General features: G+C 67.9%; 24 protein-coding genes. 14 read left to right on the top strand and 10 right to left on the bottom strand.

What is annotated here, in order from left to right:
• Positions 1-44: 44 nt before the first annotated feature.
• Complete coding sequence (locus CHB84_RS16390) at positions 45-1,181, top strand: cobalamin-independent methionine synthase II family protein (RefSeq protein WP_089302509.1); 1,137 nt, start codon at positions 45-47, stop codon at positions 1,179-1,181.
• Positions 1,182-1,465: 284 nt separating this feature from the next.
• Here the strand turns inward: CHB84_RS16390 and CHB84_RS16385 are convergent, their stop codons facing one another.
• Both CHB84_RS16385 and CHB84_RS16380 read right to left on the bottom strand, forming a co-directional pair.
• Complete coding sequence (locus CHB84_RS16385) at positions 1,466-2,203, bottom strand: 5-formyltetrahydrofolate cyclo-ligase (protein WP_425432311.1); 738 nt, start codon at positions 2,201-2,203, stop codon at positions 1,466-1,468.
• Between the two features lie 9 nt (positions 2,204-2,212).
• Positions 2,213-3,379 (bottom strand): helix-turn-helix transcriptional regulator, encoded by a 1,167-nt coding sequence (locus tag CHB84_RS16380; RefSeq protein WP_089302508.1) that lies wholly within the window; start codon positions 3,377-3,379, stop codon positions 2,213-2,215.
• 442 nt (positions 3,380-3,821) lie between these two features.
• Here CHB84_RS16380 and CHB84_RS16375 point away from each other — a divergent pair, with 442 nt between their 5' ends.
• From CHB84_RS16375 to CHB84_RS16365, 3 genes are read left to right on the top strand one after another with little or no spacing between them, the layout of a single operon-like run.
• A complete protein-coding gene (locus CHB84_RS16375; protein WP_089302507.1) occupies positions 3,822-4,814 on the top strand; it encodes a Gfo/Idh/MocA family protein in 993 nt (330 codons plus the stop codon).
• On the top strand, positions 4,811-6,064 hold the full coding sequence (locus CHB84_RS16370) for a DegT/DnrJ/EryC1/StrS family aminotransferase (RefSeq protein WP_089302506.1): 1,254 nt from the start codon (positions 4,811-4,813) through the stop codon (positions 6,062-6,064). Before CHB84_RS16375 ends, CHB84_RS16370 begins: the two co-directional genes overlap by 4 nt.
• A gap of 5 nt (positions 6,065-6,069) precedes the next feature.
• A complete protein-coding gene (locus tag CHB84_RS16365) occupies positions 6,070-6,519 on the top strand; it encodes an NUDIX hydrolase (protein WP_089302505.1) in 450 nt (149 codons plus the stop codon).
• Positions 6,520-6,826: 307 nt separating this feature from the next.
• On the opposite strand, the gene CHB84_RS16360 is transcribed toward CHB84_RS16365, so the two are convergent.
• From CHB84_RS16360 to CHB84_RS16335, 6 genes are read right to left on the bottom strand one after another with little or no spacing between them, the layout of a single operon-like run.
• A complete protein-coding gene (locus tag CHB84_RS16360; protein ID WP_089302504.1) occupies positions 6,827-7,651 on the bottom strand; it encodes a maleylpyruvate isomerase family mycothiol-dependent enzyme in 825 nt (274 codons plus the stop codon).
• Entirely contained in the window at positions 7,648-8,364 is a 717-nt protein-coding gene (locus CHB84_RS16355; protein WP_089302503.1) for a DsbA family oxidoreductase, read from the bottom strand. Before CHB84_RS16355 ends, CHB84_RS16360 begins: the two co-directional genes overlap by 4 nt.
• A 2-nt stretch (positions 8,365-8,366) precedes the next feature.
• Entirely contained in the window at positions 8,367-8,966 is a 600-nt protein-coding gene (locus CHB84_RS16350; protein WP_089302502.1) for a TetR/AcrR family transcriptional regulator, read from the bottom strand.
• A gap of 54 nt (positions 8,967-9,020) precedes the next feature.
• Positions 9,021-9,881 carry an ABC transporter permease gene (locus tag CHB84_RS16345; protein ID WP_089302501.1) on the bottom strand — a complete coding sequence of 287 codons (861 nt, stop codon included), beginning with the start codon at positions 9,879-9,881 and terminating at the stop codon, positions 9,021-9,023.
• 5 nt (positions 9,882-9,886) lie between these two features.
• Entirely contained in the window at positions 9,887-10,900 is a 1,014-nt protein-coding gene (locus tag CHB84_RS16340; RefSeq protein ID WP_245818795.1) for an ABC transporter ATP-binding protein, read from the bottom strand.
• A 47-nt stretch (positions 10,901-10,947) separates the two neighbouring features.
• Positions 10,948-12,063: a LolA family protein gene (locus CHB84_RS16335; protein ID WP_089302500.1), complete on the bottom strand. Its 1,116-nt coding sequence runs from the start codon at positions 12,061-12,063 to the stop codon at positions 10,948-10,950.
• Between the two features lie 141 nt (positions 12,064-12,204).
• On the opposite strand from CHB84_RS16335, the gene CHB84_RS16330 reads away from it, so the two are divergent.
• Both CHB84_RS16330 and CHB84_RS16325 read left to right on the top strand, forming a co-directional pair.
• Positions 12,205-12,903 (top strand): response regulator transcription factor, encoded by a 699-nt coding sequence (locus CHB84_RS16330; protein ID WP_089302499.1) that lies wholly within the window; start codon positions 12,205-12,207, stop codon positions 12,901-12,903.
• Between the two features lie 3 nt (positions 12,904-12,906).
• Complete coding sequence (locus tag CHB84_RS16325) at positions 12,907-14,238, top strand: ATP-binding protein (RefSeq protein ID WP_089302498.1); 1,332 nt, start codon at positions 12,907-12,909, stop codon at positions 14,236-14,238.
• Positions 14,239-14,260: 22 nt separating this feature from the next.
• Here CHB84_RS16325 and CHB84_RS16320 read toward each other — a convergent pair whose 3' ends face one another.
• Positions 14,261-14,881 (bottom strand): L-threonylcarbamoyladenylate synthase, encoded by a 621-nt coding sequence (locus tag CHB84_RS16320; RefSeq protein ID WP_089302497.1) that lies wholly within the window; start codon positions 14,879-14,881, stop codon positions 14,261-14,263.
• Between the two features lie 432 nt (positions 14,882-15,313).
• Between CHB84_RS16320 and CHB84_RS16315 the strand changes: the two genes are divergently transcribed.
• The 3 genes from CHB84_RS16315 (at position 15,314) to CHB84_RS16305 (ending at position 19,219) form a co-directional block, all read left to right on the top strand.
• Positions 15,314-16,204 (top strand): cobalamin-binding protein, encoded by an 891-nt coding sequence (locus CHB84_RS16315; RefSeq protein ID WP_089302496.1) that lies wholly within the window; start codon positions 15,314-15,316, stop codon positions 16,202-16,204.
• A gap of 283 nt (positions 16,205-16,487) precedes the next feature.
• Positions 16,488-18,296 (top strand): caspase family protein, encoded by a 1,809-nt coding sequence (locus CHB84_RS16310; RefSeq protein ID WP_176439998.1) that lies wholly within the window; start codon positions 16,488-16,490, stop codon positions 18,294-18,296.
• Entirely contained in the window at positions 18,293-19,219 is a 927-nt protein-coding gene (locus tag CHB84_RS16305) for a hypothetical protein (RefSeq protein WP_089302494.1), read from the top strand. Before CHB84_RS16310 ends, CHB84_RS16305 begins: the two co-directional genes overlap by 4 nt.
• A 58-nt stretch (positions 19,220-19,277) precedes the next feature.
• Here CHB84_RS16305 and catC read toward each other — a convergent pair whose 3' ends face one another.
• Positions 19,278-19,586: a muconolactone Delta-isomerase gene (gene catC / locus CHB84_RS16300; protein WP_089302493.1), complete on the bottom strand. Its 309-nt coding sequence runs from the start codon at positions 19,584-19,586 to the stop codon at positions 19,278-19,280.
• 114 nt (positions 19,587-19,700) lie between these two features.
• Here catC and CHB84_RS16295 point away from each other — a divergent pair, with 114 nt between their 5' ends.
• From CHB84_RS16295 to CHB84_RS16275, 5 genes are all read left to right on the top strand, one after another.
• A complete protein-coding gene (locus CHB84_RS16295) occupies positions 19,701-20,237 on the top strand; it encodes a flavin reductase family protein (RefSeq protein WP_089302492.1) in 537 nt (178 codons plus the stop codon).
• A 97-nt stretch (positions 20,238-20,334) separates the two neighbouring features.
• Complete coding sequence (locus CHB84_RS16290; RefSeq protein ID WP_089302586.1) at positions 20,335-21,846, top strand: 4-hydroxyphenylacetate 3-hydroxylase N-terminal domain-containing protein; 1,512 nt, start codon at positions 20,335-20,337, stop codon at positions 21,844-21,846.
• Positions 21,847-21,883: 37 nt separating this feature from the next.
• Positions 21,884-22,669, top strand: a complete 786-nt coding sequence (locus CHB84_RS16285; RefSeq protein ID WP_176439997.1) for a dioxygenase family protein — start codon at positions 21,884-21,886, stop codon at positions 22,667-22,669.
• A gap of 85 nt (positions 22,670-22,754) precedes the next feature.
• Positions 22,755-23,876: a muconate cycloisomerase family protein gene (locus tag CHB84_RS16280; protein WP_089302490.1), complete on the top strand. Its 1,122-nt coding sequence runs from the start codon at positions 22,755-22,757 to the stop codon at positions 23,874-23,876.
• Between the two features lie 134 nt (positions 23,877-24,010).
• Positions 24,011-24,787, top strand: coding sequence for an IclR family transcriptional regulator domain-containing protein (locus tag CHB84_RS16275; protein ID WP_089302489.1), 777 nt, complete (start codon positions 24,011-24,013; stop codon positions 24,785-24,787).
• Positions 24,788-24,928: the final 141 nt, after the last annotated feature.

Below are 24,928 nucleotides of genomic sequence, written 5' to 3'. Positions count from 1 at the left end.
CTGGACCGTGCGCCTCGCGTCCTGGCGGCGCATAGAATCGGGCCATGGCTGTCACCGCGCGCGCGGAGCACGTGGGGAGCCTGCTACGGCCCGACTACCTGCTGGATGCCAGGGCGGCACGGGCCCGCGGCGAGCTGACGCCGTCCGAGTTCAAGGCCGTGGAGGACCGCGCCGTGCGGGAGGCCGTCGCGTTGCAGGCCGACGCGGGTTGCCAGGTGGTCACCGATGGTGAGCTGCGCAGGGAGTCGTTCCAGGGCGAGTTCACCGCCTCCGTCGACGGTGTGGCAGGCGCGAGCATCGACGCCTGGCTGTGGGGGGACTGGTACTCCGACGTCGTGGGCGACCAGCACGTGGAGCGTCCCGGGGATCTCGCGGTCACCGGGCGGCTGCGCAAGCGCCGCAACCTGGCCGCGGAGGAGTTCACCTTCCTGCGCTCGTGCGTGGGGGAGTGGGCGAGCCCGGACGGTCCGGGTGCGATGACCAAGGTGACGTTGCCGAGCCCGAGCCTGTTCGCCGGTCTCTGGTCACCGGAGAACGCGGGCGAGCCGTACGCCACGCTCGACGACTTCCTGTCGGACGTCACCCGGATCCTCTGCGACGAGGTCAGGGAGCTGGTCAGGCTGGGCTGCCGCTACATCCAGCTGGACGCACCGCACTACCCGCTGCTCGTCGACCCGTCGTGGCGGGAGTTCTACGAGCGGCGTGGCTGGGCGGCCGAGCGGTGGCTTTCCTACGGCCTCGAGCTGGACAACGCCGTCATCGCCGCGGGCAGGCCCGCGACCTTCGGGTTCCACCTGTGCCGTGGGAACCAGCGCAGCCGCTGGCTGGTCGCGGGCGGCTACGACCCGATCGCCGCTCCGGTGTTCTCCACAGTGCACGCCGACCGCCTCCTGCTGGAGTACGACGACGAGCGCTCCGGCGGGTTCGACCCGCTCCGGCTCGTGCCCGAGGACACCAGCGTGGTCCTGGGGCTGGTGACCACCAAACACCCCGAGCTGGAATCGACCGAAGCGCTGGTCGAGCGGGTCGGCGCGGCGAGCAGGATTGTCGGCCGCGAGCGGCTCGCGGTCGGTACGCAGTGCGGCTTCGCGACCTCGCTGTACGGCAACGCGCTGAGCATCGACGACCAGCACCGGAAGCTGGCGCTGGTGGTCCGCGCTGCCGAGCTGGCTCTCGGGTAGCACCCCGGGGCCCGGGATAGCGCCTTCAGATCGTCAGCCGCAGGTTGCGCACCACCTGGGCGCCCAGCTCGGCATCACCCTGATCTTGACTTTTATCGCTGTCGGGGTTTCAGCTGGAGCGGTGCGTTGAAGTGGTCTTTCGTGACACCGAGGGCGGTGAGAACACCCGCCCGTCGATCCTCGTAAACGTTGTCGAAGTGCCGGAACTCTCCGGGCAGATCAAGGTACGATGGCTTGATTTGAACTCACGTCTTCTCCGTTGACGTGCGAAGGGGAACAAGGAACTATCCATCGCGAGTTCTATCGTCCCTGCGTGCGGCCAGTACCGGAATTGCCGCGATCGTTTCCTGCTCGAGGTGTTCCCAGATCAGCCCATCCGGGCGGCGTGGCGGGCTGCACTCGGTGACCCCTTCGGGCGTGATGATCAAGTCCACGCTGAAGTCGTGTTCGGTCTCGGGGAGGTCATCGTCAACGACCTGCAAGGAGTGCACGGTCGTGACGATCGTCGTTTCCGGTCCGATCAGACCCGCTTCGTGCAGGAGTGCGACCTCGATGTCGGAGTAACCGGCACCCTTGCCGAGCCGTACGCCATACCGATTGACGGCCACGCTGCCGCAGACGACGAGATCAACAGGCTGCATGTCCTCGATACCGATCTTGCGCCCCACGGACGCAGCCACCTTGCTGGATGCGGCGTCCTTCGGTGGCACGGTCAGCGTCGCTGGATCGAGAAGGTAGAAGGGCTTGTTTTCGGCCAGCTTGGGCACGGCCATGCAGACGAGCTTGCCTTCGATGAGCGCTCGTGCCCGTGCCGGAAGCTGTGCCTTGTCCGGCACTGCCTTGACCACCCGCGCGCTTTTCCATACGGGTAGCTCGGCCAAGCGATCGGCGGCAGCGTCGGCGCCGAAGAAGGCTGGGATGCGGCCGTGGACACCGGGCGGCACCGCTCGTTCTCGCTCCAGCAGTGCCCATACGCGGTTACGGATGGCGTGTTTGGCCTGGTCGTTGTCCACGCTGGTCATGGTGCTCCTTCATGCCGCTGCGATGAGTGCGAGCAGCCTGTCGTCGACGCCCTGAACATCGGCTACATGCCGCCAGGGCCGTAGCTCCTGCGCGGCGCTGAAGACGACATTCAGCCCGCCACCGCCCCACGTCTGTTCTACTACATCGATCGCGCTATGTAGCGCGCCTACCGCCTCGTCGAGCTTGTGCTGTCGGATGCATGCCAACGCCAGGTTGCCAAGCGCAATGGCTTGCGACTTCGACCGGTCGCGAAGCTCCGCCGCAGTGCGCTCCAGGATGGGTTGGGCCTGCTTGGCGTCGTTCAGGAACAGGTAGCACGATCCCGCCAACCGACTGTGCTGCGTGGGCGAGAACAAGTCTATTGCAGCATCGGCCGTGCTAATCTGCTCGAAGTGCCGTTCGGCATCGCTCAATGCTTGCTCGCACTCCTGCCTCTGCCCGAGCATGGCATGCGCCTCGGCAGCGTGCAGGACGCCGAGGCCGGTCAAGACGTGGCTGCTGTGGCGAGCGGTCTCGGAAGCCCGCATCGCCAAGTCGAGGCCGACACGTGGATTCTTCTCGCCGTAGAGGGCGACGAAGCTCGTCCGCAGTAGCGCCAGTCCTTCAGCGCTCGGGTCATGGAGCTGCCGGGCGGCTGTAATCGCCCGGTCGAAGTAGGCGCGAGCCGTCGTGTGGTCACGGCGCTGCGAGGCGTCCCATACGAGTTTGCCCATGAGCGTCGCCGCTTCGGCTTCGACCGCAAACAGCTCGCGCTGGACGCGGTTGGCGGCGGCGCGTGCCCGGAGGAACGATATCTGGCCGAGACACTGCCCCGCGTCGGCAAGCAGCGACGTAGAGGCGGCCTTGTCGTAGCACACGTCGAGCTGCTGCACCCGTTCACGCAGCCGGGCAACTGTTAGCAGGTCGACACTGCCGGGGTGCTCCACGGCGAAGCTCACCCGCTCATCGGGTAACTCGTCGGGCGTACCGGCCTCGGCAAGCAGCTGATCAAGTTGGTCAATGGAGACCTGGAGGACGCGCGCCAGCTTTGGGCGGAGCCACGGCAGCGGGTCGGTTTCGCCGGCTTCCCAACGAGCTACGGTCGACCGGTCGATGCCCAGCCGTTCGGCAAGCCCTTCCTGGCTGAAGCCCACGGCCTTCCGGCGCTGCGCGAACCGCTGCCGTCGTGCGCTCATGACGCGTCTCCCGTCGATCTTGCATGCGTTGTTCGTGCTGCTCAGAGCCGCCCGCGAGACAACCCTGCGACAGGGCTGCGGAAATCGTGCTCTGGTTCGGGGCCGCCGTCGCCGGTTACATAGAGAGTACGGGGCTCACACAAGCAGTGACAACGGAGGTGGCGGACATGACTGGCGGTTCCGAAGCCGAGGCAACCGTCATCGGGCTTGGAATGACGGGTTTGTTCGAGCGACAGACGCGCGCGTGTGGTCGTCCTGTTCCCCAGGCCGGAGGAGCCGTCACGACGGCGATCCTGCCCGCAAGACTGGTGCCGCCCGTGACTGAGTGGGAAGCGAGCCGAACGTACTTGGCCATACGGGAAAGCGAGGCGTTGCCGTGAAAGTGCTACCGCTTGATCGTGCACCGGTTGTTCGACTCATCACGCCCAACAGGGAGCGTCGCATGAAACTACGCGCGGGCGTGGTGGGGCTCGGTAAGCAAGCAGTGGACGACCACATTCCGGGGCTCACCGGCGCTGAGGGCGCAGAGCTTGTTGCCGTGTGCGACGACAATGCTGAGCTCGTGCGCGAGCATCAGTACCGACTCCGAGTGGTCGGTTACACCGATTTTCGGGACATGTTCCGACACGAACGGCTCGATCTGGTCATCGTGACCGTGCCGCATCACATCGGGCAGGAGGTTATCGCTACCGCGGCCGAGCACAGCGTGCACGTCCTCAAAGAAAAGCCGTTCGCCACCAACATGAGGGAAGCCCGCGAACTGACGAAGCAGTGCGAGGACGCAGGCATCCAGCTGATGGTCACGCTACAACGCCGCTTCAACCCGATCTATACAAGCTTCATGCAACTCGCCGACCAGATTGGCACCCCGTTCTTAGCGGACGGACAGTACACGCTCTGCGTGGACGACCCCTCGGACGGTTGGCGTGGCCAGTCAGCCACGGCGGGTGGCGGCTGTGTCATCGACATGGGATATCACCTGGTGGACATGATCCTGTGGTACTTCGGTCTGCCGGATCGCGTCCTGGCAGACATGTCGGTGCAGGCGCGGCCTGACCGTACCTACGATGCCGAAGACACCGCGCTGATCCATTTCGGCTACGACAGCGGCCTATACGGCTCGCTGCTGCTGTCCCGCTACCTCGGTCCCAAGACCGAACAGATCCGCCTTGTCGGCAGTCGTGGCGTGGTGCATCTGGAACGCGGCCGCATTCGGCGTCTCACCAATGATGGCGAGGCAATCGAGTCGCTTTCCCGCGAACAGGCGTGGCCTTCGGCTGCAACCTGCCAGATCGACTACTTCTGCCGCGTCATTGAAGGCCTCCGGCCCAACGTCAGCGGCCCGCACGCAAATCTTGTGCACATGAGCTTTATCGAAGCTTGCTACGAGTCGGCCAAGACCCACGCCTACGTCAATCCGGAGGAGATACAGTGACCTCACCTCTGGCGCTGCTCGGCGGCACACCCGCCGTGACCGTACCCGAGCCGCATTTCACCTGGCCTCCGATAGGCGATAGCGCCAAGAACGCTGTACTGAGACAGCTCGACCAGTCCGTATCCATCTACAATCGCTCTGGGGTCATCGAGCATCTGGAGGACGAGCTGAGTCGGTACCACGGCGTGACGCACGCCGTGCTCACCAGTTCGGGAACCGCTGCACTGCATTCCATGTACGCCGCCTGCGGTCTCGGCACCGGCGATGAGGTCATCGTGCCCGCCTACACCTTCTTCGCGACGGTGACCCCGCTCTTGCACGTCGGCGCAGTGCCGGTACTGGCTGACTGTGATGAGACCGGAAACCTCGACCCCAAGGATGTGACACAACGGATCACGTCACAGACCACAGCGGTTGTAGTCACCCATATGTGGGGATCGCCCGCCGACATGACCAGGCTGAAGGCCGTCGCAGACGAGCACGGGGTGATCTTGCTGGAAGACGCCTCGCACGCTCATGGTGCGGTCATCGATGGCAATCATGTCGGCACGTTCGGCCATGCTGCCGCCTTCAGCATGAACGGCCCGAAGCCGCTCTCAGCAGGGGAAGGTGGCTTCGTCCTCACTGACGACGATGAGATCTACTTCCGCGTGTTGCTGCACGGGCAGTACAACAAGCGCTGCCGGAGCGAGCTGCCCGACGACCATCCGCTGTATCGCTACGCCGCAACCGGCACGGGGCTCAAGCACCGGATACACCCGCTCGCTGCCAGCCTCGCACTCGCCCAGCTCGAACACCTAGACAGCTACCTGGAGGGGCGTGCCATCATCGCCGCCAACCTCTGCGAGCAGCTCGCTGAGCTACCCGGCATCACCGTGCCGGAGTTGCCGCCCGGCGTTCGCTCGTCCTGGTATGGCCTACCGCTGCGCTACTGCGCCGAAGAGCTGGATGGCCTGCCTGTGGAGCGGCTTGTTGAGGCACTACACGCCGAAGGCTGCCACGAGGTCGACCGGCCAGGCTCGACCTGCCCGCTGAATCTGTTACCCCTGTTCCAAGACCCCGAGCTGATACTCCCGGCTTACAGGGACCGGCTCAGCTATGCACCCGGCGATTACCCCGTGGCCGAAGCCGTGCACCACGCCACGCTCAAACTGCCTGTCTGGCACCGCAAGGAGGACATGCCCTTGGTAGATAGTTACATCGAAGCGTTCCGTAAAGTCACCGGCCGTCACCAAGACCTGCAAGGATGATCTACATGGTTGACGAAACCCTCCTCGCCCGGCTTACCGCCGAAGCCGACCTTGACGGCGTAGCGCAACTCGTCGTCGGTGCCGTCGTCCAGCACTGCGGAATGGTGCTGCTGCTCCAGCGCCCTGAAGACGACTTCATGGGAGGCATCTTCGAGCTGCCCAGCGGAAAGGTCGAGCAGGGCGAAGCGCTGGACGCGGCCCTACTGCGCGAAGTCAAGGAAGAAACCGGTCTCGACGTGGCCACCATCCATGACTACCTCGGCAGCTTCGACTACGCCAGCGGCAGCGGCAAGAAAAGCCGCCAGTTCAACTTCGCTGTTGACGTCATCGCACCAGAACCGATCGCCTTGCACGAGCACGATGCCTACACCTGGACAGCCCTCACGGAAGAACCACCTGTCTCCGATGCCGTGACGGACGTGCTGAGTAAGTATCGCGAGGCCACAGGTGCCTGAGTCATACACCTTCTTCATGTAGAACCGCACCGCCCTGTTCTTGGCTTCTGTCATTGCTGGTGGTTCCAGCTGGAGCGGTGCGTTGACCTGACGGTTTGTGCTTTCGGTGGCACGGTGGGGCAGTTGTGGGATGCCCTCGTGTGCCTACGACGTGCACGGGTTCGAAGCTGTCGCTGAGGGTGATGAGGTGGTCCCGTGTTTGGTACTGGCGTGGATCATCGAGCCGACCAGCACCGGAAGCTGGCGCTGATGGTCCGCGCTGCCGAGCTGGCTCTCGGGTAGCACCCCGCGCCCCGGGATAGCGCCTTCAGATCGTCAGCCGCAGGTTGCGCACCACCTGGGCGCCCAGCTCGGCATCACCCTGGATGTCCACATCGGTCAGGTGGTTTTCCGGAGGTACGCGGCCGCCCGCGAGGCGGGTGAACAGGTCCGAGCTCAGCCGCAGTGTCGAGGTCGCCGGCCCGGAGAGCTCGGGCACGACCGAGGCCCGCCCGTCCACGGCGACATGCAGTGTGCGGGACACCGGGCCGGTGAGCTCGATGGTCAGGCGCGACCCGTCCGGCGCTCCGGCACGCTTGCCGACCAGGTACCCCAGGGCGCCGACGATCTCCTCGAGGGCACCCTCCGCGCACGGCCCATCCTGGTTGCCCGGCTTCCCGACGGCGTCCCGGATGTCCTGCTCGTGCAACCAGCAGTCGAACAGCCTGATCCGCATGAACCTCCCGTAGGTGGCCTGTCCGGCCGGGGTCCACGAGGGCGCGTCGAAGTCCTCCTGGCTCATCGCGCGCAGCGCCTCGATGCGCCTGCTGACGATGTCGCGGAACCGGCCGAGCATCCGCTCGGGAGTGAGCTCGCGCAGCGCGATCACCCAGTGCTCGTTGAACGCGGCGATGTCGTTGCGCACGTGCGGCAGCGAGGTGACGTCGATATCCGGTTCCGGAGCCTGCTCGCCTGCGAGCATCGACTCGGTCCCGATCACGTGGGAGACGATGTCCTGCACCGTCCAGCTGGGCAACGCGCTCGGTGTCGACCACGCGTCGTCGGGTAGCGAGCTCAGCAGCTCGTCCATCGAGGTCCACTGGGTGGCCAGGTCACGTACGATCGAGTCCTTGTCGGTGGTTGCGGTAGTCATCCGGCGATCTCCTCATCGGGACGGGTTCCTGGTTCGACGATCCGGCCGCGATCGACGCTCACCCAGTCGCGGCCATGAAGGTACGGTTGCAGCGCATCGCTGATCGCCTGCTGGTCGTGCGCGCCCTTGGGACGCTGCAGCTCGTACACGTGGCCGAACTCCAGCATTCCGGTAACCACGTTCCACAGACGTACGGCCGCGGTTCCGGTCGGCGGGTCGATCAGCACGGGCCCGAACAGGCACTGCCCGTCGGGGAAGAAGAGCGTGGGTACCCCGAATCCGCCCGCGTCGGTCACCCGCTTGTGATCGGCGTGCACGTCGTCGTGTGTGGTGGGGTCGGCGATCGCCTCGTCGACAAGCGCCGGGTCCGCCCCGAGCTCGCCGAGGAGCCTGCGCGCGGTCTCCGGCTCGTGCGGCTTCTCGCCGTCGATGTGCAGCGCCCGGCCGACCCGCGCGTACCAGGCGTCCAACAGGGCCGTGTCCGTGCGGCGCAGCAGCGCGGCGATGCGCATCTGGGACCACCCGTAGGACCACTCGCGCTCCCACGGGTGCTTGGAGTGTTCGAACCGGTTGGTCTCCTCGAGGCTGAAGAACCGCCAGTGCACGGTCAGGTCCAGCTGGTCACGGACCGCGCGTATCCACCGTGAGGTGTGGTAGGCGAACGGACACATCGGATCGAAGTGGAAGTCCACTTCGGTTGGTGTCGTGTCCATGATCAGTATCCCTCCCGCAGGTGCGCGTCGACGAGCTCGTGCAAGGCTCTACTGATCTCGGATGCGGACGTGACGCTGACCTTGGCCAGCAGGATCTGGCCCTGTGCCTGCGCGAGCAGTGCCCGCGCCAGCCGCTCGGGGTCCACCCCGTCGCGCAGCACACCTGCCGAGGCGGCCTGCCTGCACAGCGCCGCGAACTCGGCTTCCCACCTGGTGAAGGCGGTGGCGAGGTGCTCGCGCAGCTCCTCGTCCGCGGTCGCCAGCTCGGAGGCCAGGTTGCCGAACGGACAGCCGACGATACGTCCGAACCGGTTCTCGAACCCGGTCTGGATCGTGCCGACCGCGTCGGCGAGCCCGTGCAGCCGCTCGGCGGGTGACTGCCCGGATGCCTGCTCCAGCCGGTCGAGCAGCGCGGTCGTGTGGAGATCGATGACGGCTTTGGCCAGTTCGGACTTGGACGGGAAGAAGTGGTAGAAGCTGCCCTTCCGCACCCCGGCCGCAGTGCACAGCTCGTCCACGCTGACCGCGTTGTAGCTGCGGGACAGGAACAGCCGTGCCGAGCTGCGCACGATGCGCTCGCGGGACTCGAGCTTCTGGCCCATGCGCCGGAACGCTACTGCCTAGTTGACTGGTCGGTCAAGACGGATCCGCCACGCTCACCCGTCCTTCGCGGTGAGGCGGGCGTAGGCGATCGACAGGCCGATCAGCATGTAGCACCCGGCACGCAACGCCCCTTCGGTCAGCGTCCCCGTGGGGATCGGGTCCCGCAGCACATCGGGCAGCGCGGACCACGACACGGTCAGCAGGAACGGGTGCAGCCAGTCGACGGCCGACAGCATCAGCAACACACCGAACAGGATGTCGCCTGCGAGGATGCCCGCCACGACCACCATCGGGTGCTCGGTGAACGTCGAGATCGCGAGCGCGACAGCGCCGACAGCGAAGAGCTGCACGGCGACCCAGCTGATCGTGATACCGATCCTGCCGAGCGCCTCGACGACGGTCAGCGACGTACCGGACAGGGTGAACAACCCGTCGGTCCCGCCGAGGACGAACCCGGTCACCACTCCCGTCGACGTCATCAGCGTTACCGCGACGAGCGCGGCGACAGCGACGCCCAGCGCCTTGACGGTCAGCAACCTGCCGCGTGTCACCGGCGCGAGCAGCCAGCCGCGCAACGTGCCGTGCGACTGTTCTCCGGCGATCGCGTCCGCGCCGACCATCGCCACCGTGAGCGGCAGGAGGAACATCAGGGTGACCGACAGTGTCCCGACCGGCAGCGCGAGGGCGCTCGACGCGAACGTCACGAACAGGGGAGCCTCCCCGTTGGGAGGGCCGCCATCGGTGGAGCCGGAAAGGTGGACGGACAGCCCGATGATCACGGGTATGGCACCGAGTACCCCCAGCACCACGAGCGTGCGCGGCCTGCGGAAGATCCACCTCAGCTCGGACCACACGAGCCGGGTGAACGGCGCGGCAGCCCGTGTGGGCTGCCACCCGGCGGCCAGGGTATCCACAGTAGTCACGGTGAGACCTCCCGCATGACGACATGGTCGGGTTCGACGTCCGGTGCCTGCTCCGCAGCCTCGGCCTGTGTAAGCCGCGCGAACACGTCCTCCAGCCCGGTCCGTTCCCTGCGCGCCTCGTCGATCGCGACCCCGTAGCGGACCAGGGTCTCGACGACCGTGGACGGCTCCGTGGCCGTCAGGTCGACGCGCACCCCGCCAGGGGCGAGGCGTGCGGGAGTCCGGTTCTGGCGAAGCGCCTCCACCGCGGTCTCCGCGTCCGGCGTGGATACCAGGAGCGCGGGGCTGCCCGAGTCGAGCAGCGTGTCGAGTGAGCCCTGCGCGACGACCGTCCCCTCGTGCAGCACCACGACGTGGGTGCACGTCGCCTCCACCTCGGCGAGCAGGTGGGAGGACACGAGCACGCTGACGCCGGACTCGCGTAGCTCGCCGATGATCCTCCGGACCTCGCGGGTGCCCGCGGGATCGAGCCCGTTGGTCGGCTCGTCCAGCACGACGAGCTTGCGCGGCACGAGCAACGCGCCCGCGAGCCCCAGGCGCTGCTTCATCCCGAGCGAGTAGCCCCGGTACTTGCGGTCAGCCGCCCCCGACAGGCCGACCCGTTCGAGCGCGGCACCGACGGCGTCCCGCGTGCCCGTGGTGGGCAGCAACGGCTCGGCAGCCGCGACCCGCAGCAGGTTCTCCCTGCCGGACAGGAACGGGTGGAACCCCGGCCCCTCGACGAGGGCGCCGACATGTGGCAACGCCCTGCTCGCCGCATCCGGCATCGGCTGCCCGAGCAGCTCGACGTCGCCTTCGGTGGGGCGGACGAGCCCGAGCAACATCCGGATCATCGTGGTCTTGCCCGAGCCGTTCGGCCCGAGCATCCCGAGCACGGCTCCTTCCGGTACGTCCATGTCGACGCTGTCCACCGCGACAGCGCCACGGTAGACCTTGCGCAGCCCGCGGGCGCGAGCGACCAGCGCGGACGTCGCACCGTCCGCGCCGGCCCCGCCCGAGGTGGGAGCCACCTCCCCCCGATTCGAGGTGGCTCCCCGCGCGTGGATGTCGATCGCGCTCACGACTCCTCCAGCGCCTCGGTGACGACCTGCTGCGGCACGGCACCGACGGCGAAGCGGCCGTCGTCGGTGACCAGCGCGGTGCCCGCACGGGTCGTGATCACGTAACCGGAACCGAAGTCACCCGACACGCGCTCACCCGACCGCTCGAGCAACCCCTGCGGACCGGGGCCTGCCTGCTCCTGGCCGCGCTCGGGCGGCCCCTCGGCACCCGCGCCCCCGCTGAGCGCACCCTCGGGCAGGGTCCCGGTCAGCACCGTGTCCCAGCCGTCACCGACCGGACTCGCGTCGGCCAGGTTCTCGAGTCCCGCTCCGGGATCCGGGAGGTCGTCCCGCTGCGCGTGCTCGCCGGCATCGCCCTCGACGACACGGGCACCGTCCGGCGGGGTGAACGAGAACAGGTCGCTTGGCTGCTCACCGAAGTCGATGCCGGTGAAGCCTGCGCTGAGTACGGGCTCGGGCGAGCCCGCAGGCAGCACCTCGAACCGCAGCGGTAGCCGCGTCTCGGCGTCTACCGCGATCTTGACCTCGCGCAGCACGGTGCGTTCCTCGGGTTTCGGGGTGAGGATCAGTTCGTACGCCGACCGGTCCGCGACGCGCGCGGTGCCGTCCACGGTGATCGTGCTGGACTCCCGCAGCGCGTCGATGATCTCGGTGGACGCGCCTGCGGGGTCGTCCGCCCCCATCTGCCCGGGCGGTGGGCCCTGCTCGCCCCCATGGGTCTTCTCGGGAGCGGGGTACCGGGTAGCGGTGTTCTCCTGCGAGTCGTACATCCACACCCCGTCGGAGTTGTGCACGATCGTCTGCTCCGCGGACTCCCGCTCGACGGCGAGCCGGGAGCCGGCGTCCCCGTCGTGCCAGACCCGCGCGGAGTCGAGGTTCATCAGGTTGCTGCCCGGGATCTCGGGCAGGCCGATCCGCTCGTCGACGCCGACCGTCCCCGCGAACGCGGGTGGTTCGGCTGTCAAGGTGGACTCGACGAGCTCCTCCGGGCTGATCTCCGGCAACTCCGGGTCGTCGCCCGCCCCCGCGGGCACGGCCAGCAGGGCCAGCCCGCTGATACCGAGTGCGGTGCCGGTCACCGCCGCGGTCAGCGCCTTGGTTCTCGGTTTCATGCTGCTCTCCCCTTGTTGTGCAACTAGTGTGCTTCATGCACACCGTTCACGTTGCTCTCCGGGTGCTGAGATAGCCCTGAGAGTGGCAGGCACCGCTGAGAGAGTGCTGAGAACGTGCGTGGTACGCGTCCGAAGGGGGGCATGCTCGCAGTCGTGAAACCTCGGGTGCTTGTGGTCGACGACGAGTTGGGTGTCCGGAAGGCTCTGCAACGCGGGCTCGGCGCGGAGGGCATGGACGTCACTGTGGCCGCGGACGGGGAGAGCGCGCTCCGCCTCGCGCGGACAGGCTCGTTCGACGCCGTGCTGCTCGACATCATGATCCCCGGGTTGTCCGGGTACCGGGTGTTGCAGCAGCTCCGGGCGGAAGGGGTGCGCACGCCGGTGCTGCTCGTCTCGGCGAAGGACGGTGAGATCGACCAGGCCGACGGGCTCGACCTGGGGGCGGACGGGTACCTGGTCAAACCGTTCTCCTTCGTCGTGCTCGTCGCCCAGCTGCGCGCCGTGCTGCGCCGGTCGAGCGGCACCTCGGGACGTGGTTCGTTGCGCATCGGCGGGTTGCTCGTGGACAGGGACGCGCGCGAGGTCCGCTGGCACGACACGCCGGTCACGCTGAGCCCGCGCGAGTTCGCGCTGCTCGAAGTGCTCGCCTGCCGTCCGGGGACCGTGCTCACCAAGGACGAGCTGCTCACCGAGGTGTGGGGCGACGAGCAGGCGGCGAGCCGCAACGTCGTGGAGGTCTACGTCGGTTACCTGCGGCGCAAGCTCGATGCGGTCGGCGCTGCGGACGTCGTGCGGACCGTACGCGGGCACGGGTACCAGGTCAGCGACGGCGAGTACTGACCGATGCGCAGCCTGCCGGCACTCTGGTCGCGCTGTTCGTTGCGGTTCCGCATCACCACGCTGGCGACCGTCGTGACCCTCGCCGTCCTGCTCGCACTCGCCGGTCTCGGCGGGCGGCTGCTCGGGCCGTTGCTCACGCAGTCCGTCGACGAGGAGTTGGCCGTGGCGCGCGCGGGCGCCGTCGCCGAGGTGGAGCGTGGCGAGCCCGTCGGCAACCCTGCCGGCCTGCGCGTACGCGTGCTGGACACCGCGGGCCGGCCCACCGACGGTGGGCGGCCGCCCGCGCTCGACGACCCGGCCGTGCGCACCCTCAAGAGCGGGCTCCCGGTGAGTATGCCCGGAGACCCGCCCGTGCGCTGGCACGGCACCGTAGCCACCGCCCCCGACGGCGCGCAGCGGCTGGTCGTGGCCGGTACGGGACTCGTCGGGTTCGCCGCGGTCGTGCACGACGCGTCTCGCTGGCTGCTCGGCATTGCGGGCCTCGGTGCCGTCACCGCCGGGCTGACGACCTGGTTCGCGGTCGGGTTCGCGCTGCGGCCGGTGAGCCGGATGCGCCGGGCGCTGCGCACGCTCGGTCCGGGCGAGCGGCTACCGTTGCCGCCGTCCGAGGACGAGTTGCGGGCGCTGGCCGACGAGTTCAACGGGTTGCTCGCGCGCCAGCGCGAGGCCACGGACAAGCTCCAGCGGTTCACAGGGGACGCCGCGCACGAGTTGCGCTCGCCGGTGACCTCGATCCGGGCGCAGGCCGAGGTCGCCGTCACGAATCCCGATCCCGACACCAGCCAGGACGTGCTCACCGATGTGCTCACCGAGTCCGAGCGGCTGAGCGCGTTGCTCGACGGGCTGCTCGCGCTCGCCAGGTCCGATGCCGGGGAGCGGCCTGCGGCCACCCCCGTCGAGCTGGTGAGCGAGTCCCGGGCGGCGGTGCGGCGCTGCTCGACGGAGTCGCTGCTGGTGCGGGTCAGCGCACCGGCAGGCGAAGTGTGGGCGGGCGCCACCCATGCCGAGGTCGAGCTGGTACTGGACAACCTGCTGCGCAACGCGTGCAGGTACGCCGATGCGCAGGTGGTGCTGTCGGTGCTCGGCGCGCGGTCGTGGGCGCGGGTCGTCGTCGACGACGACGGGCCGGGCATCCCCGCCGAGCACCGCGAGCGGGTGTTCGACAGGTTCTACCGGGTGACGGACGACCGCGCCCGCACATCGGGCGGGTCGGGGCTCGGCCTCGCGCTGGTCGCCGAGCTGGTCCGCCGCCGAGGGGGGAGGGTGGCTACCGGTGACTCCCCGGACGGTGGTGCGCGCTTCGTGGTCGTCTGGCCTGCTGCGGAGCCGGTGTGACTGAGCCGAGCCGCATCGCCGCCTACTCGAATGGTGTCGTGTCGCCCGCCCCGGTCCGGACGATCTCGACCTCGTTGTTGGAGAAGTCGATCACCGTGGTCGGCTCGGTACCGCAGTCACCCGAGTCGAGGACCGCGTCCACCTGGTTGTCCAGCCGTTCCTTGATCTCCCAGCCGTTGGTCATGGGCTCCTCCTCGCCTGCCAGCAGGAGGGTGCTGGACAGCAACGGCTCACCCAGCTCCTCGACCAGCGCCTGTGCCACCAGGTGCCCCGAGATCCGCACCCCGACCGTCTTCTTCTTCGGGTGCATCAGCCTGCGCGGCACCTCCTTGGTCGCGGGCAGGATGAAGGTGTAGCTGCCGGGAGTCGTTGCCTTGATGGCGCGGAAGACCGTGTTGTCCACGTGCGCGAACTGGCCGAGCTGCGAGAAGTCCCTGCAGAGCAGGGTGAAGTGGTGCCGGTTGTCCAGCCGGCGGATGCTCCTGATCCGGTCGATCCCGTCGCGGTTCCCGAGCTGCGTGCCGAGCGCGAAACAGGAGTCGGTGGGGTAGGCGATCAGGCCGTCGTTGCGGACGATGTCCACGGCACGGCCGATGGAGCGCCGTTGCGGGTTCTCCGGGTGCACGGCGTAGTAGGTGGCCATGTGCCGAGGGTAGGACGACGGGACCGGCACGGTGAGGTCGGGTGCATACGGTAACCGCGGGCGTATCGCCGTGGTTGATCAGACCACGTGGAAAGCGTTGATCGAGTAGCCGCATTCTGGTGCGAGCCACGCCGCATGGGGATGCGCTCGCGATACACGGTGCGCGGTCACGATGCAGCTCGGACGGTATCGAGCCGGCACAGTTCGTCCTCGGACAGGCTTGGGTCGGCCACGGCGAGATTCGAACGTAGGCGCAAGGAGGATCCTGCGCGGGTTCGGCTCGCGCACCGGGTCGAGCCGCAGCCACCGATCTAGGTATGCGCCTTGTCGCCGAAGCGCTGGCGGGCTGCTTGGCGCGACACCCCGAGAGCGGCGGCGAGCTCGCACGCCTGTCCTCGGCGGGGCGTAGACCCGCGGCGTTACCGTGGTGGTATGCGCATCGTCTCGCTGCTGCCGTCGACCACCGAGATCCTGTTCGCGCTCGGGCTCGGCGACCATGTCGTCGGCGTGACGTTCGAGTGCGACCACCCGCCGGAGGCCCGAACGCGTCGCGTGGTCTCCACAAGCACCCTGCCGGAAGGGCTGCGCCCCGCCGAGATCGACGCCGCCGTTACCCGGCGCAAGGAGGCGGGAGAGGACCTCTACCACCTGGATACGGACGCGCTGGCCGGGCTGGATGCCGAGCTGGTGATCACCCAGGACCTGTGCGCGGTGTGCGCGGCGAGTGTCTCGACCGTGCAGGAGGCGCTGACGTTCCTGGGGTCCTCCGCCGAGGTGCTGACGATCGATCCGCACACCCTTTCCGAGGTGCTCAAGTCGATCAACACGATCGGCGACGCAACGGGCACCTCGACCGAGGCCGGGCGGCTGGTCGCCGCGCTCTCGCGGCGCCTCGACGCGGTGCGCGGGAGCGTGGACGGTCGCCGTACGGCCCGGGCGCTGGTGCTGGAATGGACCGACCCGCCGTACGCCCCCGGCCACTGGGTGCCGGACATGGTGCACGCCGCGGGTGGCGAGTGTGTGCTGGGGCGTTCGGGGGAACGCTCGTTCCGTACCGACTGGGAACGCGTAACCTCCGCTGATCCCGAGGTGGTCATCAGTGCACCGTGCGGGTTCGCCCTGGACGAGTCCGTCGAACATGCCGGTGACGTCGTCCGGGCAGGCGTGCTACCGGACGGAGTTCCGGTGTGGGCTGTCGACGCGAACGCGGCCTTCGCCCGCCCTGGCCCCAGGCTGGTGGACGGTGTCGAGGCGCTGGCAGGCATCCTGCACCCGGAGGCTTACGGCGAACCCGACCCGAGCCTCGCCCGCCGCGTGCGGTGAGCCGGTGCCGGGCTGGTGATGTCCGGGATCGGCCCGGTACGCGAGCTCCACGTTCCTGGATTCGGCCGAAGACGGTGCCGAACTCCGCTTCGCCGACGCCGCCTTGTCGCCAGCAGCGACGATGGTGTGGTTGAGCTGACCGCCATGCTGTATCGCCGTGTCACGGTTCGGTCTCACTCGCTCGCAGTGTGTTGTCACCCCGCCGGTCGGGTCGACACTGAGGATGCGTGCGGCGCCGTGCGGTCACGCCGTGCGCTTCGGTCGCGCCACACGGGAGGTCGACATGATCCGCGCCGGCGTCTTCATCGGGGTGGACCGCAGTGGCGACCTCACCCCGCTTCGTGATGCCGCGGCCGGTGCGGCCGCGATGCACGAGTGGGCCCTGAGCCAGGGGATGGGTGCTGACCGGGCGAAGCTGATCACGGATGCGGATGGCCGCGAGGTCACCCCGGAACTGATCTATGATGCGGTCACGGAGCTCATCGGCGGGGCGGGAGTCGACCAGCTGGTCGTGTACTCTGCCGGTCACGGCGTCAACATCAACCGGTGCGAGCACTGGTTACTCACCGAAGCCCCCGTCCGCACGAGTGCCGCGGTCAACGTGACCGGAAGTGCCGAGCTCGCGCGTTACTGCGGGATCCCGCACGTTGTGATCATTTCGGATGCGTGCCGGGTGGCCCCCGAAGGCATCCGTGCCCAGAACGTGCGTGGTCAGGACGTGTTCCCGAATGAGGGGTTGAGCGATCGACCCGGTCTTGTCGACCAGTTCTTCGCCTGTTTCCTCGGCAGGACGGCAGCCGAGATCAAGGCCCCGGAAGCCGCAGCGGGTGCGTACAAGGCGCTCTACACGCAAGCCTTGCTCGAAGCCCTTGCCGGGTCGTGCCCCGACGTGCTCGAGGACTTGCGAGATGCCGCGGACCCCGCGCTGTACGTGCGACCACGACCGCTGCAGGCCTACCTCGAAGAGGAGGTCCCGCGCAGGATTCTCGAGCGGCAACTGGCGGGCAAGGTCAACCAGAGCCCGGATGCCATCATCACCTCGTACGAGGACTGGGTCTCACGCGTGGAACGCGGTACCCGGCCGGAGGGCACTCGGGCGGATGCGTCATCGGGTGCGGAGCCGGACCCGCGCACCCGCCGGGCGGTGTCGCCGGAGCGGCGCGAGCACATCGCAGGCGGGATCGTGACGGCGGCGACGGCGGGATCGTGGATGCCCTCCGGGCACGACCCCGAGGGTGTCGGCGGCCCCGAGGGTGCCGTCGGCGCTGCCGCGCCCGACGACGGCGAGCCGGCCCCCGCCGAAGAAGGCGTGTCTGCGGTGTTCGGGCCGGACTACTTCACCTCCGGCTGCGGCATCAAGGTCCGTGGTGCGACGGTGGCCGAGGTCGTCGCGGCGAGTGCCGACGCCGAGATCCTCGACGATCGGCAGACGGTGCGTGTCGAGCGGCTCGACGCCGGGGAACCGGCCTCGGTCCTGGTGCGGTCCGACAACGGGACCGGGGCAGTGGTGGCCGCGTTACCGGACTTCGTCGCGGCGTTGACCGTCGATGGCGACGAGCTCGTGGACGTCGCCTACGAACCATCCAGCAACACCGCCAGGTGGGAGCGCTACGCGAGGCGGGCGTCCGACATCCGTGCGCTGCGCGCCGCTGCGGCTTCGGCGTCGCTGCACGGCAGGTTCCGGCCCGACTCCGATGACGCCGCGCGTATCGCGGAGCGAATGCGGGTGGCCGGGGAGATCGACCCGGCGTTGTCGGTCTACGCCGCCTACGCCATGCACGATCTCGGTGATATCGAGCGGATCGGCGAGATGTCCGCCGACATGCGTCACAGCCATCGAGGCTTCACGCTCTTCGACCTGGCCCTGCTCGAATGGTCGCTGACGGACAACCCGCTCGGGGCCCGGAAGCGGGTCGTGCCGTGCGTTCCGCTGCTCGCCCAGGGCTGGGCATTGCTCAACGCCCATCGGTTGTGGCTTCCCCGCGCGCTCGCGGGCCTGGATACGGATGTCCGTGAGTCACTGTGGACGTTGTTCGGTCCGGCGGGCGTGGACAAGCTCCGGACGGCATTGCGAAACGAGGAGTTGCGATGACACGCAGGCTGGTACTGGTGCACGGGCGGGATCAACAGAAGAAGGACGCGGTGGCCCTGAAGGCGGAGTGGGTCGACGCGCTGCGCTCCGGGCTGCGGGAGAACGGCCTCGAGCTGCCGATCGCCGAGTCCGACATACGGTTCCCGTACTACGGGGACACCTTGTACCAGCTGGACTCCGGGGTATCCACTGAGGACGCCGCCGCGGTGATACTCCGGGGTGACGGGGTGCCCGGCGAGGAACAGCGGTTCCTGCACGCCGTGATGATGGATCTCCTACAGCGCCACGAGGTTACCGAGGAACAGATCGACGAGGTCGCCGACTCGGACGTGATCGAACGGGGGCCGCGGGACTGGGGCTGGGTCCGTGCCACAGCCAGGGCAATCGACCGTTTCGTGCCGGGTGCCAGCAGCGCGGTCCTCATCCTGTTCACCAGCGACGTGTACGTGTACCTGACGAACCCCGCCATCCGCACGGCGATCGACACCGGGGTCGCGTCCGCGTTGGCTCCCGGGGCGGAGTCCGTGGTCGTCGGCCACTCGCTCGGCAGCGTGGTCGCCTACAACGTACTGCGGCACCAGCGCGCGGCCGGCGGTAGCGGGGGTCGCCGGACGGTCCCGCTGTTCGTCACGTTGGGATCGCCGCTGGCCGTCACCGCGATCAGGAGGGTGCTGGAGAAGCCGACCCGATGCCCGGAGTGCGCATCCCACTGGTTCAACGCGCTGGACGAGCGTGACTTCGTCGCGCTTCACCCGCTGGATACCACGCACTTCCCGCTGAGCCCCGAGGAGCCCGGCATATCGAACAAGGACGACGTGCACAACAGCACCGCGAACCGTCACGGGATCAGCGGGTATCTCCAGGACAAGGACGTGGCGAGGCGGATTCACGACGCCCTGGTCGGAACGTCCCCTGTTCCATAGGGCCCGTGGCGTGAGCCGGACCGTCTGCGGGCGCCCCTTCCCGGATCGCCGCCCGTCGTCACGACCCCGGCTCGTCGGACACGGCGTCGTCGCTGATCGCGGAGGGGTGCCTGGCCAGCGGTGTCACCTCCACGTCCATGTACGGGAACAGGGGCAGCTGGGAGATCAGCCGGTGCAGCTCGTCCGGCGAGTCGACGTCGAACACGCTGATGTTGGCGTACTCGCCCGCGACACGCCACAGATGCCGCCAGCGCCCGTCGCGCTGTAGCTCCTGCGCACGCTGACGTTCCTGCTCCTTCAGCCGGTCAGCCGCGTCCTGATCCAGGTCGTGCGGCAGGTGCACCCGCATCCGCGCGTGGAAGAGCATCCCCACTCCTTCGCCGGTTGTGACTGTTGACACAACCCATCCTTGGCCGCATAGTGAGTCATGTCAACCGGAATGCGTATAAAAAGTACGGATACCGTACAACCAGGAGGCGTCATGCCGATCGAGCCACGGGAGCTTCGGAACTGCCTCGGACACTTCGCCAGTGGTGTGACAGTGATCAGCTGTGATGTGGACGGGAGTCCGCACGGCGCGACCGTCAACGCGTTCACGGCGGTGTCGCTGGATCCGCCACTGGTGCTCGTCTCACTGGACCGCCGTACGAAGCTGTGCTCGTACCTGTCCGGCCGCGCGTTCTCCGTGAACGTGCTTGCCGATGCGCAGGACGACATCGCGCTGCATTTCGCGGGCAAGCCACGGAGCCGGCCGGTGGAGTGGGTCCGGCCGGCAGCGGGCCCGCCTCGACTGTCCGGGGTGCTCGCGCACCTCGCCTGCAGCCCGTGGCGTGCCTACGACGGTGGTGACCACGTGCTCTACCTCGGCGAGGTCGACGAGCTCGCGGTCACCGAGGGAGACCCGCTTGTCTTCTACCGAGGCGGCTTCCGTGAGCTCGGACCGGCATTCGAGTTCGCGCCCTGGTTGGAATCGCTGGACTGCCCGTCGAGCCAGAGCCGACTGGTCGGCATCGCCTGAAAAGAACCCCCGCACGTCGAATCCCATCGAGGAGGGCTCAGTGACGTCACAGGAGCAGATCAACCCGACCGTGGCCCCCGAGGCCACGCAGCGTCCCATGACCGGCGAGGAGTACATCGACAGCTTGCGCGACGGCCGGGAGCTGTGGCTCTACGGGGAGAAGGTCAGCGATGTCACCACGCATCCGGCGTTTCGCAACCCGGTGCGCATGACCGCGCGGTTGTACGACGGCCTGCATGACCCGGACCGGAAGGACGTGCTGACCCGGCCGACCGACACGGGCAACGGCGGGTTCACCCACCCGTTCTTCCGTACTCCGTACAGTGTGGACGACCTGCTTGCCGACCGCGACGCCATCGCCGAGTGGGCGCGGATGACCTACGGCTGGATGGGCCGCAGTCCCGACTACAAGGCGAGCTTCCTCGGCACGCTCGGCGCCAACGCGGACTTCTACGAGCCGTTCGCCGACAACGCGCGACGCTGGTACCGCGAGTCGCAGGAGAAGCTGCTGTACTGGAACCACGCGATCATCCATCCCCCTGTGGACCGGCACAAGAACCCCGACGACGTCAAGGACGTGTTCATCCACGTCGAGGAGGAGCGCGACGACGGCCTGATCGTCTCAGGCGCGAAGGTGGTCGCCACCGGGTCGGCCCTGACGCACTACAACTTCATCGCGCACTACGGTCTCCCGATCAAGGAGCGCCAGTTCGCGCTGGTGTGCACCGTGCCGATGAACGCACCGGGGATGAAGCTGATCTGCAGGCACTCCTACTCCATGCAGGCCGACGCCATCGGTAGCCCGTTCGACTACCCGCTGTCGTCCCGGATGGACGAGAACGACACGATCTTCATCCTCGACAAGGTGAAGATCCCCTGGGAGAACGTGTTCATCTTCGGGGACACGGAGAAGGCCAGCACGTTCTTCCCCGGATCCGGCTTCCTGCACCGGTTCACCTTCCACGGCGTGACGCGCCTCGCGGTCAAGCTGGACTTCCTGGCCGGGCTGCTGATGAAGGGCGTCGAGGTCACCGGAACCAAGGACTTCCGGGGTATCCAGACCCGGGTCGGTGAGGTGCTCGCGTGGCGCAACATGTTCTGGGGTCTGTCCGACGCCATGGCGAGGACCCCGAACGAGTGGAAGGACGGGGCACTGCTGCCCAACCTGGACTACGGGCTGGCGTACCGGTGGTTCATGACGCAGGGCTACCCCCAGATCAAGCAGATCATCGAGAAGGACCTGGGCAGCTCGCTGATCTACCTCAACTCCAACGCGCGTGACTTCAAGGAGCCGGAGATCCGGCCGTACCTGGACCAGTACGTGCGCGGTTCGAACGGCTACGAGTCCGTCGACCGGGTCAAGCTGATGAAGCTGATCTGGGATTCGATCGGCAGCGAGTTCGGCAGCCGTCACGAGCTCTACGAGGTCAACTACTCGGGCAACCACGAGAACGTCCGTTTCGAGATGCTCGCCGCGCACGAGAACGCCGGCACGGCCGACGGCATGAAGGCCATGGCCGAGCAGTGCATGGCCGAGTACGACCTGGACGGCTGGACCGTGCCCGACCTGATCAACCCCGATGACATCAGCATCCACAACCGTCGCTGACCCAGCGCGACGGCAGCCTCACCGACAAGGAGAAGCTGTGACATCGCAGCAACGTACCCACGAGGTCCTTTCCGACATCATCGACAGCGTCAACGCCCAGCTCGACAAGCACGGCGTCACCTACGACGAGTACCGTGCGGGGCTCGACTGGCTCATCCGCCTCGGACATGCCGGGGAGTGGCCGCTGTTCGCCGACGTGTTCTTCGAGCACACGGTGGAGGCGGTCAACGCGACAGGCCCGGGCAGCACCATCGAAGGTCCCTACTACGTAGCCGGGGCCCCCTGGCTGGAGCGGCCCTACGTGCTTCCCCAGCGGGACGACGAGGCCGGGGACGTGCTCATCCTGTCCGGCACGGTGCTCTCCGCCGAGGGCAGCCCCGTCCCCGGAGCCGTACTGGACCTGTGGCAGGCGGACGCGGACTGCCTGTACTCGAACGTCCACGACGGGCCGCCTGCCTTCAACCTCCGTGGCCGGATGACCGCCGACGGCAACGGCCGGTTCGAGGTGCGCACGATCGTGCCGCCGTCGTACCACCTCCCGCGCGGCGGGCCGGTCGAGGAGCTGCTCAACGCGGCGGGCTGGCACGACTGGCGACCGGGCCACCTGCACTTCATGGTTTCCGCGGAGGGTTACGAGTCGTTGACCACGCAGCTGTACTTCGAGGGCGATCGCTACCTCGAGTCGGATATCGCCAGCGCGGTCAAGCCGGAGCTGATCCTGAGCCTGCGCAAGCACGACGACCCGGCGGAGCTGTCCGAGCGCGGGCTGAGCCGGCCCTTCTACAGCACCTCCCACGAGTTCCGGCTCACCCCGGCCGGGTAGCCGATGCGGCGGGGTAGCCGGGTCCGGCCCGGCTACCCCGCCCCCGTCGCCGAACCCGAGAAGGTGCGCGTTGAAAGGAACCTGCATGCCCTCCTTGCGGATCCGCTCCGTCGAGACCGTGATCGTCGACCTCCCGACGATCCGCCCGCACAAGTTCAAGTCCACCACCATCGACCACCAGAGCTACGTCCTGAGCCGTGTACGCACGGAGGACGGCCTCGAAGGCGTCGGTGAGGCGTCGACCCCGGGCGGTCCCTGGTGGGGCGGGGAGAGCGTGGAGGCGATCAAGAGTGTCATCGACACCTACCTCGCACCCACACTCATCGGGCATCCGGCCGCTCGCATCGAGGCCGCGCTCGAACGCATGGACACCGTGGCCGCCGGTAACCGGGCGGCGAAGGCGTGCCTGGAGATGGCGCTGTTCGACATCTGGGGGCAGGCACTCGGCGTGCCGGTCCACGACCTGCTCGGCGGGCTGTACCGCGAGTCGATCCCGGTCACCTGGGCGCTCGGCGCGGAAGAGGCCGATGGCGTCAGTGCCGAGGCGGAGGACAAGCTCCTCTCCGAAGGGCATGTGAGCTTCAAGCTCAAGATGGGTGCTCAGGACCCCCGCGCCGACTGTGACCGCGTGCTCGCGGTAGCCAAGGCGCTGGGTGACCGCGCCAGCGTGCGGGTCGACCTCAACGCCGCGTGGGACGAGATGACCGCGACCAGGTGGCTTCCGGAGCTGGAGGACGGCGGGATCGACCTGATCGAGCAACCGATTCCCGGGTGGAACGTCGAGGCCATGGGTCGGCTCGCCGCGCGCCTGCGCACACCGCTCATGGTCGACGAGAGCCTGCAGAGCGTGCACGACGCGCTGCGCGTCTGCCGGCACAACGCGGGGGACGTGTTCTCCCTGAAGGTGCCCAAGCTTGGCGGCCTGACAAGGACGAAGAAGACCGCGGCCGTGGCCGAGGCCGCCGGGATCCCCTGCCACGGCGGCACCAGCATCGAGTCCTCGATCGGCACGGCCGCTGCCGCACACGTCTACGGTGCCACCGCCAACGTGTCCTTCGGCAGTGAGCTGTTCGGGCCGAAGCTGCTGGCCGACGACGTCAGTGCCAGGCCGTTGAACTACTCCGACGGTCACCTCCGGGTGCCGAGGGAACCGGGGCTCGGTGTCCGGATCGACGAGCGGAAGCTGTCCACGTACCGGCGCCCGTGACGGCGGAGACCGTCAGGCGCCGGCCGCATCGCCGGCACCGGAGTTCTCGCCGTATCGACACAAGTGCTGTTACAAGTCGTACGCTATACGGGACGTCGATCGTTTCCCGTCCCGATGCGGTAGGGGAGAGCTCCATGGTGAAGCCGGACAATCGTGACGACTACATCCAGTCGATCGAGCGAGGGTTGTCGGTCATCCTGGCCTTCGCCAACCACCACCCGCAACTGAGCTTGTCCGCGCTGGCCGAGGCGACAGGGCTGAGCAAGCCCACGGTGCGGCGTATCGTACTGACCCTGGAGGAGCTGGGGTACCTGCGCAGGGAAGGCAGGTTGTACTCGCTGACCCCGCACGTCCTTTCCCTCGGCAACGCCTACCTGTCGTCGATGAACCTCACCGAGGTCGCCCAGCCGTTCATGGAGGAGGTCACCAGCACGACCGGTCAGACCTGCTCGATGGCTGCCCTGGACGGCGAGGACGCGGTCTATATCGCGCGCGTCCCTGCCGGGCGCGTCATGAGCATCACCCTCACGACGGGTACCCGGCTACCGGCGTACGCCACGTCGATGGGGCGTGTCCTGCTCGCCGGCCTGGCGGACGGGGAGATCGACAGGTTCCTCGGGCAGGTCACCCTGCACCCGTTGACCCCGCGAACCGTCACCGACGTCGACCGGCTGCGCGAGATCCTGTTCGAGGTCCGCGAGCACGGCTGGGCACTGGTGGACCAGGAGCTCGAGGAGGGTGTGCGGTCGTTCTCCGCACCGGTACGGGACTCGACCAACCGGGTGGTCGCCTCGCTGAGCATGTCGTGCCACGCCGCGAACGTCAGCATGGAGACCATTCACAACGAGTACCTCCCTGTGGTCATCAAGGCCGCCGCCGAGATCAGCACGCGGCTCGGCGCGACCCGCTAGGATTTGGGGAGCGAACATGGCTACGGATTTCACGGAGTCGAACGCCGCCGACGCGGTCATCGCGAGTTTCGCCGATACTCCGGACCCGCGGCTGCGGGATATACTGACGAGCCTGGTGCGCCATCTGCACGCCTTCGTCCG

Origin of the sequence: Haloechinothrix alba, assembly GCF_900188115.1 — a bacterium.
GTDB lineage: Bacteria > Actinomycetota > Actinomycetes > Mycobacteriales > Pseudonocardiaceae > Haloechinothrix > Haloechinothrix alba.
Note: the sequence above shows the minus strand (reverse complement) of the source record. Positions and strands in the feature narration are given on the sequence as shown.

Bases quoted from the DNA above. Each gene is read 5' to 3' on its own strand.
- CHB84_RS16365 (WP_089302505.1), top strand. From the start codon at position 6,070: ATGGTTGACGAAACCCTCCTCGCCCGGCTTACCGCCGAAGCCGACCTT.
- CHB84_RS16275 (WP_089302489.1), top strand. From the start codon at position 24,011: ATGGTGAAGCCGGACAATCGTGACGACTACATCCAGTCGATCGAGCGA.
- CHB84_RS16310 (WP_176439998.1), top strand. From the start codon at position 16,488: ATGATCCGCGCCGGCGTCTTCATCGGGGTGGACCGCAGTGGCGACCTC.
- CHB84_RS16330 (WP_089302499.1), top strand. From the start codon at position 12,205: ATGCTCGCAGTCGTGAAACCTCGGGTGCTTGTGGTCGACGACGAGTTG.
- CHB84_RS16305 (WP_089302494.1), top strand. From the start codon at position 18,293: ATGACACGCAGGCTGGTACTGGTGCACGGGCGGGATCAACAGAAGAAG.
- CHB84_RS16295 (WP_089302492.1), top strand. From the start codon at position 19,701: ATGCCGATCGAGCCACGGGAGCTTCGGAACTGCCTCGGACACTTCGCC.
- CHB84_RS16315 (WP_089302496.1), top strand. From the start codon at position 15,314: ATGCGCATCGTCTCGCTGCTGCCGTCGACCACCGAGATCCTGTTCGCG.
- CHB84_RS16375 (WP_089302507.1), top strand. From the start codon at position 3,822: ATGAAACTACGCGCGGGCGTGGTGGGGCTCGGTAAGCAAGCAGTGGAC.
- CHB84_RS16325 (WP_089302498.1), top strand. From the start codon at position 12,907: ATGCGCAGCCTGCCGGCACTCTGGTCGCGCTGTTCGTTGCGGTTCCGC.
- catC (WP_089302493.1), bottom strand. From the start codon at position 19,586: ATGCTCTTCCACGCGCGGATGCGGGTGCACCTGCCGCACGACCTGGAT.
- CHB84_RS16385 (WP_425432311.1), bottom strand. From the start codon at position 2,203: ATGACCAGCGTGGACAACGACCAGGCCAAACACGCCATCCGTAACCGC.
- CHB84_RS16390 (WP_089302509.1), top strand. From the start codon at position 45: ATGGCTGTCACCGCGCGCGCGGAGCACGTGGGGAGCCTGCTACGGCCC.
- CHB84_RS16335 (WP_089302500.1), bottom strand. From the start codon at position 12,063: ATGAAACCGAGAACCAAGGCGCTGACCGCGGCGGTGACCGGCACCGCA.
- CHB84_RS16280 (WP_089302490.1), top strand. From the start codon at position 22,755: ATGCCCTCCTTGCGGATCCGCTCCGTCGAGACCGTGATCGTCGACCTC.
- CHB84_RS16320 (WP_089302497.1), bottom strand. From the start codon at position 14,881: ATGGCCACCTACTACGCCGTGCACCCGGAGAACCCGCAACGGCGCTCC.
- CHB84_RS16290 (WP_089302586.1), top strand. From the start codon at position 20,335: ATGACCGGCGAGGAGTACATCGACAGCTTGCGCGACGGCCGGGAGCTG.
- CHB84_RS16360 (WP_089302504.1), bottom strand. From the start codon at position 7,651: ATGACTACCGCAACCACCGACAAGGACTCGATCGTACGTGACCTGGCC.
- CHB84_RS16380 (WP_089302508.1), bottom strand. From the start codon at position 3,379: ATGAGCGCACGACGGCAGCGGTTCGCGCAGCGCCGGAAGGCCGTGGGC.
- CHB84_RS16355 (WP_089302503.1), bottom strand. From the start codon at position 8,364: ATGGACACGACACCAACCGAAGTGGACTTCCACTTCGATCCGATGTGT.
- CHB84_RS16350 (WP_089302502.1), bottom strand. From the start codon at position 8,966: ATGGGCCAGAAGCTCGAGTCCCGCGAGCGCATCGTGCGCAGCTCGGCA.